The sequence below is a fragment of the Parabacteroides sp. AF27-14 genome, from assembly GCF_003635425.1.
Taxonomy (GTDB): domain Bacteria; phylum Bacteroidota; class Bacteroidia; order Bacteroidales; family Tannerellaceae; genus Parabacteroides; species Parabacteroides distasonis.
On the sequence record NZ_QTLZ01000001.1, the window covers coordinates 199,565 to 215,756 of the forward strand.

Genomic DNA, 16,192 nt, shown 5'->3' on the forward strand with positions numbered 1-16,192 from the left:
TATTAGACCTTTAAATCACCTATTTTATTGGTAATCATTTTACCACCAACAATTTAATATCAATCTAATAATTTAATTATTTAAATTATGAAAAACATTCTTTTCACAACGAGGAAGAACAATGGTGTTCCAATGTTAAAAAGCACCCTTCCTATTATTCTATTTAGCATGTTCCCATGAATTGCCGGTATTGCGGCAACGGAATCTGCGACACTAGACAATCCTTTGGTTTCAACGGTGACTCAACAAAACAAAAAAGTCAGCGGTGTTGTTTATGACACAAATGGAGATCCTGCCATCGGAGCAAATGTCATCGTAAAAGGGACAACCAATGGAACCATTACAGACATGGATGGTAAATATACGTTGGAAGTACCGGCAAATGCCATTTTGCAAATTTCCTACATCGGATACAATACCCAAGAAATACCAATAGGTAATAAAACAACAATCAACATAAATCTTAAAGAAGATACACAAGCCCTAGACGAAGTAGTCGTCGTAGCCTACGGTACTCAAAAAGCACGTTCAGTAACAGGGTCTATGAGTAAGCTTGATGCTAGTGAACTATCTGATATGCCGGTTTCCCAGATTGGGGAAAAATTACAAGGAAAATTCTCTGGAGTACAAATCAACCAAGCCAATGGAGAACCAAACGGCGGTTTAGTGATCCGTGTGCGTGGTGCGGCTTCTATCAATGGAGGAAACGAACCATTAGTGGTTATCGATGGTTTCCCCACTACTTCCGGTTTGGCATCCATCAGCCCGGATGAGATCGAGAATATCACTGTATTGAAAGATGCGGCTTCTGCCTCTTTGTATGGATCCCGCGCAGCCAATGGTGTTATCTTGGTAACTACAAAAAGCGCTAAAGGAGTAAGCGCAGGTAAACCGCATATCGATTTCAGCGCATACTTCGGAATTGACAAGGTCTCCAATCAAGGAAGGCCTGATTTGATGAATGCACAAGAATTTGCCCAGTTCAAGAAAGAATATTATGAAGATCAAGCACTTTACGAAGGTTATACAGGAGGAGTTCCCGAATGTTATCAAAACCCACAAGCAATAGGTAAGGGCACGGATTGGTTTGATATTCTTTTGCAAGACGCAATCACACAAAACTACAACTTAGGCCTAAGCGCAGCAGGAGAGAAATTCAAATCAGCTGTCAATATCAATTACAACGCAAAAGAAGGTGTTATTTTGAACACTTACTCCAATCGTTTCGCCGCACGTGCCAATAACGTATATGAAGCATCTGACCGTGTTTCATTCGGATTAAATGTCTCCGGATCTTACACAATCGGTCAATTAACAGACGGATTAGGTGGTGGACGTTACATCATAGGTTCTGCCATGTTGATGGACCCGCAGTTGAAATACAAGAATGATGACGGAACTTATCCTATCGCCTATACGCAACCGGGTATGTTTGCCAACCCTAACTATTATCTTGTACTTACTCAGCGTCAGAATCCTTCTAAAACCTTCAGAGGCACGGTCAATGCCTATACAGACATCAAGATCATTGATGGCTTGAAGTATCGTTTAAGTGCTAATGCGGATTTGGCGAACAACTCTCGTTCAAACTGGATTCCATCTACCGCAAACGGAGCTATGTTCTCCGCTCCTCCTCAACCAGCCACAGGTTCCTATCATACTTCTAATTACGTAAACTGGCTATTGGAAAACACGTTAACTTACAACAAGACAATCGCAAATGATCATAACCTTGATATTTTAGTAGGTTATACGACTCAGAAAAACACACAGGAAAACGCTCGAATCGACGCTTCCGACTATCCGGATGATGAGCTACCTTGGTTTGGAGCCGCAATCACAAGAACAGGAAACTCTGATGCTGATAAATGGGGTAGCTGGGCTATGATCTCTTATTTGGGACGTTTGAATTACGACTATAAAGAAAAATATATCTTATCTGTAGCATTCCGCCGGGATGGTTGTTCCCGATTTGGTTCGAATGCGAAATTCGCCAACTTCCCGTCCGTTTCAGTGGGCTGGATCGCTTCAGATGAGCCTTTCATGGAGAAATACGATAAAGTTAGCCATTTGAAACTTCGCGGTAGTTATGGACTGGTAGGAAACTACAACATCGGAAATTATACCTATTTGGCTTCCGTAGGCTCCTACAACTATGTGACAGATGGATCTATCACCGCTGGACGTGCTCTTTCCCGTATCGGAAACAACGAGCTGACCTGGGAGACAACCAAACAAATGGACTTCGGTGTGGATTTAGGGTTATTCAACGATCGTGTATTCTTAGTCTATGATTACTACAGAAAATGGACGGATGGTCTCTTGTATCAGATTGATATCCCCTACTCTTCCGGATTCAGCAATATTCAATCTAACATCGGTGAGTTCCATTTCTGGGGTCATGAGATCAGTTTGGAAACAAAGAATATGGTAGGAGCCTTTAAATGGAATACGCAGATTAATGTATCCATCGACCGAAACAAAGCCGCCAAATTGGGGACAAACGATACTCCCATTGGAGGCTTCAACAACCAAGAAGATTACAACCGTACCGCTGTAGGGAAACCATTAGGTATGTTCTACGGATACGTATACGACGGAGTATTCATGACTGAGGCTGAATATGAGGCAGGTCCTAAGCATGCGTCATCCATGGTTGGTACTGTACGAATGAAAGACCTGAATGGAGACAACAAGATTGACATGGACGATAGAACTTATATTGGAAATCCGAATCCCGACTTCACATTCGGCATAACGAATGAATTCTCATGGAGAAACTTTGATGCCAGCCTGTTATTGACCGGATCCGTTGGAAACGACATCATTGACGGCACATTGGAGTGGACAGAGAATATTGATGGCGTATTCAACGTACATAAAGGTGTAGCCAACCGATGGCGTTCCGTAGACAATCCCGGTGACGGACAAGTTCCACGTACTCGTACAGGTACAACAGAGCTATTCCGTTATACAAACTCTCGCTGGGTATCAAACGGTTCTTATTTAAGGGTTAAGAATTTGACCGTAGGCTATACTATTCCCATCAAGAAGAATCCATACGTGAAAGGACTACGCATTTATGCAAGTGGACAGAACTTATTGACTTGGACAGGGTATAAAGGTATGAACCCGGAAGTCAGTGGCAAAGGTGCCAGTGGCTTATATCAAGGGGTAGACAATACCGCTTATCCGGTAGCTCGTACATTCTCCTTAGGCGTTAATGTTAAATTTTAAAAGTTAAATCAGTATGAAAAAAAGATATTTATATGTTGCAGCTTTGGCTGCATTGTTGAATTTTTCGTCTTGCAGTAATTCTTTTTTGGACTTAAATCCGGATACAGCCATTACAGCAAATACATTCTACAAAACAGCAGAGCACTTCGACCAAGCACTAGTCGCTTCTTACACAGCTTTCAGAAGCATTGCTCAAACCGGAATAATGATGGATGAAATGCGCTCGGATAATTCCTTCTATACCTTCTACTCAGGAGATAGAGGCCCATACGCTTCAACGGAGGTACTAGCCTTGTTCTTGGATAGCGGAGATCCTATTAGCTGGATAGAGACCCGATACAAAGACAATTATACTTGTATAGGTCGTGTCAATACAATCTTGAATCGTTTGGAATCCTCTGAAATGACAGATTCAGAAAAAAACGCAGTAAAAGCCGAGGCTCTATTTTTAAGAGCATACTATTATTACGACTTGGTTCAGCACTGGGGGGGAGTCCCTTTGATATTGGAGGAGGTACAGAACGAAGCTGATGCGTTTAAAGCAAAATCTTCAGCTGAAGAGGTTTATAACCAAATTATCACAGACCTTACGGAAGCGATTACGTTAGGTTTACCTGTGCCTTCTAAATTCCCGCAAAGCGGACGAGCAACGATGGGAGCCGCAAAAATGTTGAGAGCATACGCTTACATGTCTCAACCCGATCGGAATTATCCGGCCGCAGAGCAAGACTTGAAAGATATCACAAAGATGAATTATACATTGTTGAGTGATTACAATGCTGTATTTGACAAAGCGAATAAAAACAACCAAGAATCCATATTGGAAGTACAATACGCCAATGACGGTAGTACAGATGAGTGGAATCGTATTCCTTGGAATATAATCCCTAAATGTAGTAACAATGAAGTCCTTATGGGTATCGCTGGTTCCAATTATGTAGGTGCATGGCCTGGTGGTACCGCCGGAGGTTGGAATGTTCCCACGGATGAAATGATCCAATCTTATGAAAAGGGAGACAAACGTTTAGAGGCATCTATCGCAGTGGCAGAAGGAACGTTGGATGGTGATAACTTCACATTCGAAGAAGTTAAAAGCCCGATCGGTTACACGCCAGCTGCAGGAAAAGACTTCCGTTACTTTGTAAAGAAGTATTATCATCCACCTTACACCTATTCACTGAGGGCAGACGATAATTTCCCGGTTTACCGTTACTCAGGCGCCTTATTGCTATTATCAGAGGCATTGGTGAAACAAGGTAAGAACGCAGAAGCTTTGCCTTATATTAACCAAGTAAGAGAAAGAGCGGGACTTAAACCTTTAGCGTCTGTAACATTAAACGATGTTATGGATGAAATGCGCCATGAGTTGGCCTTCGAGAACAAACGTTGGACGGATTTAATCCGCAATGATCAAGCCATTGAAAAAATGACAGCATTCGGCAAGACCATGAAAGCTCTCTATCCGTGGATTTTACCTTCCGCATTCAACGTCACGAAAGAGCGTTTCGTATACGCCTTCCCGAGACGTGAAATGGACATCAATTATCTATTGGAACAGAATCCCGGATATTAATATAATTATTCCTTTTGAAGAGGGCCGGCAATAGCCAGCCCTCTCGGAGATTACACTAATTTTATAGCGGATTTATATAAACAATTTAATAGCATGAAAACACAGGAATTAGTCAAGTATCTATCTTTCGCTATTACATGCGGATATTTATCTTGGGGCTTAACGAGTTGTGATGGGCAAGAAGCCATGAGTTCCGATAATTGGGCTACATTGGAAACCGGATTTAAAGATCCGAAAGCAGAATATCGAACAGCACCTTTCGCCGTATGGAATGGTAAGGTGACAAAAGAAGAGGTAGAACGGACAATCCAAGAGTTGAAAGACGCCGGATCTGGAGGAGCATTTATACATCCACGTCCAGGTCTCATTACCGAATATATGTCAGACGAATGGTACTCTTTGTACAGGCATGCTGTCGACTATGGAAAAAAAAATGATATGAACATCTGGATCTATGACGAGAACTCATATCCCAGTGGTTTCGCAGGTGGACATGTTCCCGAACTGATGCCGGAGTCTTATAATCAAGGACAAGGTTTGGCTTTGAAAAAAGCTGAGCTATTACCCGAGAAGTTAGACAACTGTTTTATCTGCCTAAAAAAAGAGGGTGACAAATGGAAAGACATCACAAACGAAGTTGACTCCTACAAACAAAAGAAAGGAGAATATTACCTGTATGAGAAAACATTCTATGGACGCTCGGATTGGTATGGTGGATATTCTTACGTAGATGTCATGGTAAAAGGCGTAACCGAGAAGTTCATCGACGTAACGATGCAAGGTTATGAGAAGGTTGCTAAAAATGAGTTTGGCAAGACCATACCGGGTATTTTTACTGACGAACCCAATATCCAGAGCTCCGGAGGTCTGCGCTGGACACCGGATTTGTTCGACGTATTCCAGCAAAAGTGGAATTACGATTTAAGACCTTTATTGCCATTGTTAGAAGAAGAAGTCGGCAACTGGAAAGAGGTACGTCATAACTACATGGAAACCTTATTGCAATTATTTATCGATCGATGGTCAAAACCATTTCATTCCTATTGCGAGCAAAACAATTTACAATGGACAGGCCATTACTGGGAACATGGTTGGCCTTATATGAATGACGGACCGGATAACATGGCCATGTATGCTTGGCATCAAGTCCCGGCCATCGATATGTTGTTCAACCAATTTGATGATAAAAGCCCCGTCGCGCAATTCGGTAACGTACGTGCGGTAAAAGAGCTGAGGAGCGTGGCCAATCAAATGGGATATATCCGGACTTTGAGTGAGACATACGGTGGAGGAGGCTGGGATGAGACCTTCAAAGACTTCAAGCGTTTAGGTGATTGGGAATACGTATTAGGTGTCAATTTTATGAACCAACATCTTTCGCACATGACATTGACCGGCGCTCGTAAATACGATTACCCTCCAGTATTTACATATCATTCTCCTTGGTGGTCTAACTACAAGAGCTTGAATGATTACTACGCACGCTTATCTTGGGTCATGAGTAAAGGTGTACAAGACAATGACATATTGGTTATCGAACCGAACTCTACCCTATGGAGCTATTATTCTCACACAAAAAGTAGCAAGCAATTGATGGAAGTCGGGCAAGCCTTCCAAACCTTTGTGACAACTTTGGAAAAGAGTCAAGTAGAATACGATCTGGGCTCTGAGAATATCATCAAGGATCAAGGAGCCGTAAAAAACGGTCAATTCGTCATCGGAAAAGCAGCTTACTCAACAGTAGTTCTTCCTCCTTTGATGGAGACTTTAAATAAGCCCACATTCGATTTACTACAAAAATTCGTTCTGCAAGGAGGAAAAGTGGTACGTTTCTCCTCTCCCAATCGGATTGATGGCGCAGAAAACGGCGAATTAGCCAAAGTATTAAGCGTACAATCGGTCATATCCTACGATCAATTGAATGAAAAAGTCATTCAAGATGCTTTTCCTCCAAAAGATTGCAAATTTTCTTTTAAGGGAGGCGACTTATTCCATCAACGTCGTAAGTTTGCAGATGGGGAATTGCTATTCTTAGTCAACTCATCCATGACCGAGTCCGTAGAGGGAACCATAGCCACAGTCGGCAAATCTGCAATCCGCCTAGATGCCATGGAGGGTAAGATTTATTCCTATCCTTCCGTTGTAGGCTATGGGTTATTACATACAGATTTCCATTTGGAACCTGCAGGAAGTTTATTACTTTATTATTCCAACCATATATTGAAAGGATATCCGGAAGCACCCGCTATCGCCGGAAATACGAAATTGGCAGCTAGCAAAAGTGTTGAAGTAAAACGTTTGAAAGAAAATGCATTGAATATTGATTTCTGTGATGTATCCGTAAAGGGAAAAACTCAGAAAAACATTTATTTTGCACAAGCCGCCGATATGGTATTCAAGGAATATGGTTTTACAAATGGTAATCCATGGAACACTTCTGTACAATACAAAAGAAATATCTTGGATAGGGACACCTTCAAGACCGGAGGATTCGTCGCAACCTACCATTTCAACGTGAATGATAAGTTTGATTATTCTACGATGAAACTGGTAGCTGAACGTCCTGAGTTTTTCTCCGTGAAAGTAAACGGACAGCAAGTACAGGCCATTCCTTGTGAATGGTGGCTAGACCGCTCTTTCGGAGTATACGCGATCGGAAACATGGTGAAACAAGGAACCAACACGGTCGAGATGAGTGTGACACCAATGAGTATATTCGCAGAAATCGAACCAATCTATGTGATCGGTGATTTTGCGGTTGTTCCTGAAAACAAAGGATGGAGTATTAGCGCTCCGGTGGAGAAACTGACCTTGGGCAGTTGGAAAAAACAAAAACAACCATTCTATTCTTGGGATGTTTCCTATACGAAGGAATACGATGTGAAAGATACCTCCAAATCCTACACCATCCAGTTGAACGCTTGGAACGGTACGGTCACCGAAGTCTACGTGAACGGCGAGAAAGCCGGAATCATCGGGTTTGATCCATATCGCTTGAATGTAGCCTCCTATTTGAAACCTGGAAAAAATCAAATAGAAGTCCGCGTAATAGGAAGCCACAAGAACCTGTTAGGCCCGCATTATAACAACCCGAATCCGGGTCTGGCCAGTCCATGGCATTGGAAGAATATTCGCAAGCAAATACCCGGCTCCGACTATCAGATGCTGGATTATGGCTTAATGGAAGATTTTGACCTTGTTTATTAATAGAGATAATAATGGCATCAAAGCATGATTATACGCATAACATGCTTTGATGCCATTTATTTAATCACAATAGATTTTTAGCGATGTTTAAATATTCATATAAATATGCACTGATGGTATACTTGCTGTTATTGAGCGCATCACCCATATTCAGTCAAAAAAGCGATGAATTGAGACATTCATTCAACGCTCCTCCCAATCAAGCGAAACCCCGTGTGTATTGGTGGTGGCTCTATAACCGAATAAACAAAGAAGGTATTACCCGAGATTTGCAGGAATTCAAGGAGAAAGGGATCAGTGGTGTGAATCTGATCTGCACCGGAGGATATGCAGGTGACAAAGCTTTAGAAGGAATCAAGTGGCTCAGCCCGGAATGGCGTGAACTTTTCCGGCACGCCGTCAGTGAAGCTAAACGACTGGATATCGAATTGGGATTCAACCTGTCCGGAGGATGGACGATGCTGGGTCCTTGGGTTACGTATGACAACGCAATGAAAAAAGTAGTCCAATCGGATACGATTATCGCAGGAGGTAAGAAAGTCTCCATGAAACTGGCTCAGCCGGAAACCGTAGAAGGCTATTATAAAGATGTCTGGGTACAGGCTTTCCGTATTGACACCACAAAGAAGTTGGTAGACGCAGAATCCGCAAAAGACCTAACCCTATACATGAAACCAGACGGAAACTTTGAATGGAAAGCCCCGAAAGGAAATTGGTTGATCCTCCGCACAGGATATACCTTGACCGGACATACTTGGAGCCGTTGGTTCGCCTATCCCCAAGGGGACACTTTCGCAGAAGGAGCCGGATATGAGATCGACTATTTAAGCAAAGCGGCCCTCGACAACCATTTCAACCACTTGGGAACAATTATTCTTGACGAGGTCAAAAAGGCAGGAGGCGATTTGGCCTATTTCTGGTCGGATAGCTGGGAATGCGGGAAATTAACTTGGACACAAGATTTCCCTGAACAATTCATGCACTACCGGAAATACGATTTGAAACCTTATATGGCCATATTGTCCGGATATATAGTTAAGGACTCTCTCTTTTGCGAACGTTTCCAAGAAGACTTCGATCGCACGATTCAAGATTGTATCGCCGATAATTACTACGGTCATTTTTACGATCTCTGCCATAAGAACGGACTGAATGTCGGCAATGAAGCCGGAGGACCTAATGACATTCCACCCCAGGATGTCTTAAAGAATCTAGGACGATGCGATATTCCTGCCGGCGAGTTTTGGGTTCATTACAAATTGCCGGAAGACGGAATGAACTCCCGGAAAAGCGCCCGGTTGAATTTGAAACAAACCGCCTCTGCCGCTCATATCTATGGTCTACGTGAGGCGCAAGCGGAAGCTTTCACCCAAATGGAACAAGATCGTACTCATTGGTCGTTAGGCCCGTATGATTTGAAACCGTATGCGAATGACGCATTCTGCGAAGGAATAAACCGCTTTATGTTGCACCAGTCAACCTGCCAGCCACCCGAGGATGGAAAACCAGGTTATGAGTTTTGCGCTGGACAGCATTTTACCCCCAACCTTACTTGGTGGGAACAATCATCCGCATTCTTCTCTTATTTATCACGATGCCAATATCTGTTGCAAGAAGGTAAATTCGTAGGCGACGTATGCTATTACATTGGCGAACAGACTCCATCACTGGTTCCTCCTCAGTACATCATTCCGTCGTTAGGTCTAGGATACGACTGTGATTATACGAATGTGGAGGTCTTGTTAACGAGAATGTCCGTAAAAGATGGTAGGATTGTCTTGCCGGACGGCATGAGTTATCGCTTACTCTATCTCCAAAATTGCGTCTCACCAGATAAGGAGATATGCGAGGCCGTTTCTCGCTACCAACAATTAGAAGTTCCTACCGAAGCATCGGAAATGATGTCCCTGGATGTGCTTAAGAAACTGCGTGAACTGATTATGGACGGAGCAACCGTCATAGGCGCACCACCAACAATGTCCGCAGGACTAGACAACTATCCTTATGCGGACAATGAGGTACGTAAACTGGCCTCAGAGATTTGGGGAGACTTGGATGGGAAAAACATCACAGAACGTAAATTAGGTAAAGGAAGGATCATCTGGGGCAAAACCGCACGCGAGGTTTTGCAAGCGGATGGAATCGGACAAGACTTCGCCTATCTGAACCAGACTGCAGAACCGGAAAAATTCAATTACATCCACCGTTCATTGGACGATTGCGATATATACTTTGTCATCAACCGGACAGGCAAACAAACTTCTAGCCAATTTACGTTCAGAGTTCAAGGTAAACAACCCGAGATTTGGGACCCTGTAACAGGCGAGATGAGAATAGCCTCCTCTTTCACCCAGCATGATGGATATACGACCGTCCCTTTAGAGTTCGTTCCGTACGGTTCTTACTTTGTCGTATTTGACAAGACAATCTCAACGGATAAGCAAGGAGAAGGCGATCGTAATTTCAGCAAGCTGGAAATAGCGCAAGATTTAAGCCACTCTTGGGAAGTGATGTTTGACACAACTATGGGAGGCCCACAAAAGGTCTTTTTCGAGGATTTATCCAATTGGATAGATCGGCCAGAGGAGGGTATCAAGTATTATTCGGGGACAGCCACTTACCGGAAATCATTCGACCTTTCTTTCAAGAAAGGAAACGGCGAACGTATCTACCTAGACCTTGGAGATGTCAAGCATGTCTCATCAGTTCGGTTCAACAACAAAGACTTAGGTGTCTTATGGTGCACCCCGTGGCGAATAGATATCACGGACTATGTAAAAGAGACCGGCAACTTCGTAGAAATCGATGTGATTAACTTATGGGCTAATCGGGTGATCGGTGATTGGAAATTACCCAAGGAACAACGGTTTACCCGTACTCATGATGTTTTCCGTTTTGACATGTTAAGAGCTAGTACCCCGCTTACGGACGCAGGTTTGTTAGGGCCGGTTAGCATTCTAAAAGAGAAAGTATGGGATGTGGATACACGAAGTATCGCCTTGGACTTATCCCCCGCAAAGTGGATATGGTATCCCGCAGGTAGAACCTTGCAAAATACATTTGTATTATTTCGGAAAGATATCGTATTGGACAAGAAACCTCATAAGGCTATCGGCTGGATATTGGCAGACAGCCGATATCGCTTGTTTGTCAACGGAAAGCGAATCCAATGGGGGCCAGCCCCTTCCGATCCTCGCTGGCAAGAGGCTGATCCAATAGACTTAACCGCATTTCTCACTGAAGGGAAAAATGTAATCGCTGTAGAAGTTTGCTTTTTCGGTTCTGGAGATGGTACACATCCAATGGGAAAGCCCGGATTTATACTAAACCTAGACATGGATCAAGAAAAGTTGGTGACCGATGCCTCATGGGATTGTTTTCTTGCTAAAAGTTGGCGACCGGGACAATATAAACGTTGGTTCCTACGCTCCTTACAGGAAGAATTCGATGCTCGGCTATATCCATACGGATGGGATACCTCCGATTTCAAACCAGACGAAAATTGGACAAAGGCTATCCTTGTAAGCCAAGATGGCAAGGAACCTTCCGTGTGCAACAGCTCCTCCGAGTATGTCTGGGAAATATTCGGTGACAAGCAATTGTCCGAGATACGGAAAAGAAGCATTCCCACTATGCGAGAATTTGATTTCCATGCCACTACGCTAGAAGAATCTATGTGGATCCATTGGAAAAGACCGGCGGAAGATTATTTTGATTTGTTGGTATCAGACGCTTTCGAGACAATCGATAAACCAATCACAAGATCTCTCGGGGATGGAGAGTGGGAAATATCACCGCAGGGAAACTACGCAGCTGCCCTGACATTCTCTTTTCCGGAACAAGGTGTCGGATGGCCTCATTTCACGATCGATGCACCCGAAGGGACCATAGTGGAGCTACTGGTTCATGAGGCTCATCAGAAAGGAGGCCCAGCACTTATCAACTCGCATTTCAATTCATGGTCGCGCTTCATCTGTAAAGAAGGAATCAACCATTTTGAGACTTTCGATTTTGAGAGTTTCAGATGGTTACAACTGCATATCCGCAACTTCAACCGTCCCATAAAAATAGCTTCAGTAGGTATGCGTCGTCGTATCTATCCTTGGAAGTCGGAACCTACTATCGTTATATCGGATGATACCATCCAACACGTAGTCAATGCCGCCGTGAATACATTATTTAATTGCGCTCAAGAAACTCTAGTAGATGGAATGGCTCGCGAAAGACAACAATACAGTGGAGACGGAAGTCATCAACTACACGCCGTAATCCAAACACTAGGTGATATAACGTTACCGTATCGATTCGTGAACACTTTCAGCCAAGGGCTTTCCATTGACGGATATTTCATGGATAGTTGGCCCGCATGGGATCGCTTAGCTCGTACGGTTGAACGACAAATGCATTTAACAGGTTGGGGCCCAATATTGGATCATAGTATTGGTTTTTGCTTTGATGCTTTTCATTACTATATGTACACAGGCGATCTACAAGGATTAAAGGAGGTCTATCCCAGACTACTCTCCTTCTTCAGCTATCTCTATAAATTGACTGACAAATCAGAACATCTGGTTCCGGTGGAGAACTTAGGAATGTGCTCTGTCTATATCGACCATGAGGCTTATAAGCAAACGAAGCATAAGCAACTCGCACTCAATCTATACATCGTTGCCATGTGCCGAAATGCCTTATCTACATTATGCCAAGCGTTTGGCGATACTCAAAAAGCAGATGAGATCAATCAGTATGCGGCGGACATTCTACAAGGATGTATCCAAAAATTTTGGGATAAGGAACAACAAGTCTATGTAAACAATCTACCATGGAAAGACGAGGAAGGAGAAATTCGTTACTGCGATCGTTCCTTAGCGACCGCCTTGATCTTTGATCTATGTCCAAACGGAGAGACCGCAAAAGCATTGAATCTATTAGAACAAAGTCCAGCAGAAATGGGAGTGTCGTATCCCTGTAACGCCGTATGGCCTCTATGGGCTTTGGTTAAATACAGGAAGATCAACACAGTCTTATCCGACCTAAGGGAAAAATGGGGCAACATGAGTTCCGTATGGGCCAATAATACGTTGCAAGAGTTTTGGCAGGCTTATCCCGACGAAGGTTCTCAATGGAGCCATTGTGCCATGTATCCCCTAATTACCCTCAACCAAGGTATCGCAGGAGTACATCCACTCAAACCCGGTTGCGAGAGGATTAAGATGGAACCTCAGTTAGGAGATCTTGAGCATATCCGTTTTGATGTGCAAACCCCCAAAGGAGCCATTCAATTCTCGGCACAAGGCATAAAAGGTAAACGTGAACTACGATTGCAAATACCGGAATCTCTCTCTATCGAGTTAAGACTGGATAAACGAGAAAAGGTGGATTTGCCACTTTTACGCACGGAAAAAGACGGAATCAACGTATATAAGATCACACATCCCGGTTCTTATGTATTAAAACTAAAATATACTTAATTGTTGGCCCATAACATTCTAAATTCGTTACTATATGAAAGGAAATAGAGTAATTTTAAACACAGCCATTCTCTTGATAAGTTCAATGAGTTTATTAAAGCTGTCCGCTCAGAATGAAAATTCATGTGTACCTACGAATCTTCGTTGTGAGCATTTGGCACGTCCTTTAGGAATCGACCGTCAGTCTCCCCGATTTAGCTGGTATTTGTCTGATACCCGAAATGGAGCTAAGCAAACGGCTTATCAGATCGCAGTAGGAAAAGACTCTTTGGCGCTATCTAAGGGAAAAGGTGCTATTTGGAAAAAGCAGATATCCGGAGACCAAATGCTGACCACTTATACGGGAAAGGCCTTAGAACCTTGTACACGTTATTATTGGAGTATCAGCGTTTGGGACAAGGACAAGAAGAAATCCCAGCCGGTTGTCTCCTCCTTCGAGACCGGCTTATTGACCCAAAGAAATTGGCAAGGCAAATTTATCTCAGACGGAAAGGATATGGAGTCTCGTGACACTCCTTATTTCAGGAAACAAATCTCATTAAACAAAGAGGTTGAATCCGCTCGTGCCTATATTGTCGCAGCCGGTCTCTACGAGTTATCTATCAATGGTGAGAAAGTCGGAGATCACTACCTAGATCCCGCCTTTACGGATTATGGAAAACGTTTGCTGTACGTGACACATGACGTGACAAGCCTTTTGCAACAAGGGAAGAACGCAATCGGTGTAATCTTAGGAAACGGATGGTATAATCATCAGCCAGTCGCAGAATGGAATTTCCACAACGCTCCATGGCGTGACAGACCATCATTTTGTATGGATATTCGCATCCGTTATACCGATGGAACAGAAGAGATCATTGCCTCGGACAATAGCTTTAAGACAAACTCCGGGCCTATCACGTTCAACGCTATTTATCTAGCGGAAAACCATGACTTCCGTAAGGACATGCCCAATTGGAATAAGCCTTCTTTTGATGACTCCTCTTGGCAAACAGCGACAGAAGTAGAAAAGCCGGATGTTATCATATCCTCCCAAACAATGTATCCTATTCGTATCACAGACTTTCGCAAGCCGATTGAGGTGAAAAAACTAAGTGATACGCTTTATCTGTATAACTTTGGGCAGAACTGGTCGGGTATCACCACTTTTACCGCACAAGGCGAAGCTGGTACGAAAGTAAAATTACGTCATGGAGAACAATTGGATTCCCGGGGTAAACGTTTGTTTGATGATAACAATACCCAATTCTATCAAAACGTAAACGAACCACTCAAGTATGGAAAACATCCGGAAGACGAATTGTTCCAAACGGATGTGCTTATCCTAGACGGGAAAAAGAACACGTTCACTCCACATTTCAACTATAAAGGATTCCAATATGTGGAAGTATCTTCCAATAAGCCCTTGGAACAGGACAAACAAGATATGACCTCCCATTTTATCCATACCGACTTACCACAGATCGGCACATTCGAATGCTCCGACTCTTTGATAAATCGTTTATGGCGTGCTACCAATTATTCATATCTGTCGAACTTAGCTGGGTATCCTACCGATTGTCCGCATCGTGAGAAAAACGGGTGGACTGGTGACGCGCATTTAGCCATCGAGACCGCTTTATTTAATTACGATGGTATCACCTTGTATGAAAAATGGTTAGCGGATCATCGGGATAATATGTATGAAAACGGACGGTTACACTGTATCATTCCCTCCGGAGGCTGGGGCAGCGACATCGTAGACTGGACTTGTTCCGTAACGCTTATCCCTTGGGCGATCTATGAATTTTATGGAGATCAGACCTGTTTACGTGATAATTACACCGAGATGAAGAGACATACCGATTACTGGTTGAGTAAGTTCCCCGATGGTTTAGTAGGAGATGCCGGATTGGGAGACTGGGTACCTCACAAAGCTGTAGCCAACCGAGAATTATCGGCCTCTATCTACCACTACAAAAACGCAGATATCATGTCACGCACAGCGAAGCTATTCGGTTATGAGGAAGAGTATAAATATTATAAGACCGAAGCGGAGAAAATAAAAGCAGCGATCAATAATAAATATCTCAACAAAGAGACCGGAATCTACGCTAGCGGTTATCAAACAGAACAGAGCATGCCACTCTATTGGGGTATCGTGCCAGAAGAACTGAAAGCGAAAGTCGAGGAACGTTTATCCGAACGTGTACACATGGATAAGGATCATCTGGATTTTGGCATCATGGGTTGCAAGACCGTACTGAACGCATTGACCGAAAGTGGGCACGTAGAACAGGCTTTCCGTATAGTCACACAACAGGACTATCCCTCATGGGGTAACTGGGTGAGACAAGGGGCAACTACCTTGTTTGAGAATTGGGATTATAATGGATTGGCGTGGGGATACTCACAAAACCATATCATGTATGGAGAAATTGGAGCCTGGTTCTATAAAGCTCTTGCCGGAATCAACTTTGATCCACAGCAACCCGGTTTTAAAAACATCCTGTTAAAACCGCACTTCGTGAAAGAGCTTACGTATGTAAAAGCTTCTTATCATTCACCGTATGGAGAAATTATCTCCGCATGGAAAAGAGTGGGCGACAAAGTGATTTATCAAGTGACTATTCCCGCTAATACAACAGCGACTTTATATTTGAAGCATAAAGACGTACCGAAAACTTTATCATCAGGATCTTATGAATTTGAAATTAAATAGAGT

5 protein-coding genes are annotated in these 16,192 nt (G+C 43.2%); all 5 read left to right on the top strand.

All coding sequences use genetic code 11. The features are described from left to right. Window positions 1-237: 237 nt before the first annotated feature. Window positions 238-3,237: a TonB-dependent receptor gene (locus tag DWY79_RS00870; protein WP_233563921.1), complete on the top strand. Its 3,000-nt coding sequence runs from the start codon at window positions 238-240 to the stop codon at window positions 3,235-3,237. A 13-nt stretch (window positions 3,238-3,250) separates the two neighbouring features. Continuing rightward, window positions 3,251-4,810: a RagB/SusD family nutrient uptake outer membrane protein gene (locus DWY79_RS00875; protein ID WP_008780805.1), complete on the top strand. Its 1,560-nt coding sequence runs from the start codon at window positions 3,251-3,253 to the stop codon at window positions 4,808-4,810. 93 nt (window positions 4,811-4,903) lie between these two features. Continuing rightward, window positions 4,904-8,017 carry a glycosyl hydrolase gene (locus tag DWY79_RS00880; protein ID WP_122368698.1) on the top strand — a complete coding sequence of 1,038 codons (3,114 nt, stop codon included), beginning with the start codon at window positions 4,904-4,906 and terminating at the stop codon, window positions 8,015-8,017. A gap of 113 nt (window positions 8,018-8,130) precedes the next feature. Then, complete coding sequence (locus DWY79_RS22885) at window positions 8,131-13,488, top strand: glycosyl hydrolase (RefSeq protein ID WP_233563922.1); 5,358 nt, start codon at window positions 8,131-8,133, stop codon at window positions 13,486-13,488. An 85-nt stretch (window positions 13,489-13,573) separates the two neighbouring features. Continuing rightward, window positions 13,574-16,189 (top strand): glycoside hydrolase family 78 protein, encoded by a 2,616-nt coding sequence (locus tag DWY79_RS00895; RefSeq protein WP_233563923.1) that lies wholly within the window; start codon window positions 13,574-13,576, stop codon window positions 16,187-16,189. Window positions 16,190-16,192: the final 3 nt, after the last annotated feature.

Coding starts and splice junctions, on each gene's coding strand:
- DWY79_RS00875 (WP_008780805.1), top strand. CDS start 3,251: ATGAAAAAAAGATATTTATATGTTGCAGCTTTGGCTGCATTGTTGAAT.
- DWY79_RS00880 (WP_122368698.1), top strand. CDS start 4,904: ATGAAAACACAGGAATTAGTCAAGTATCTATCTTTCGCTATTACATGC.
- DWY79_RS22885 (WP_233563922.1), top strand. CDS start 8,131: ATGGTATACTTGCTGTTATTGAGCGCATCACCCATATTCAGTCAAAAA.
- DWY79_RS00895 (WP_233563923.1), top strand. CDS start 13,574: ATGAGTTTATTAAAGCTGTCCGCTCAGAATGAAAATTCATGTGTACCT.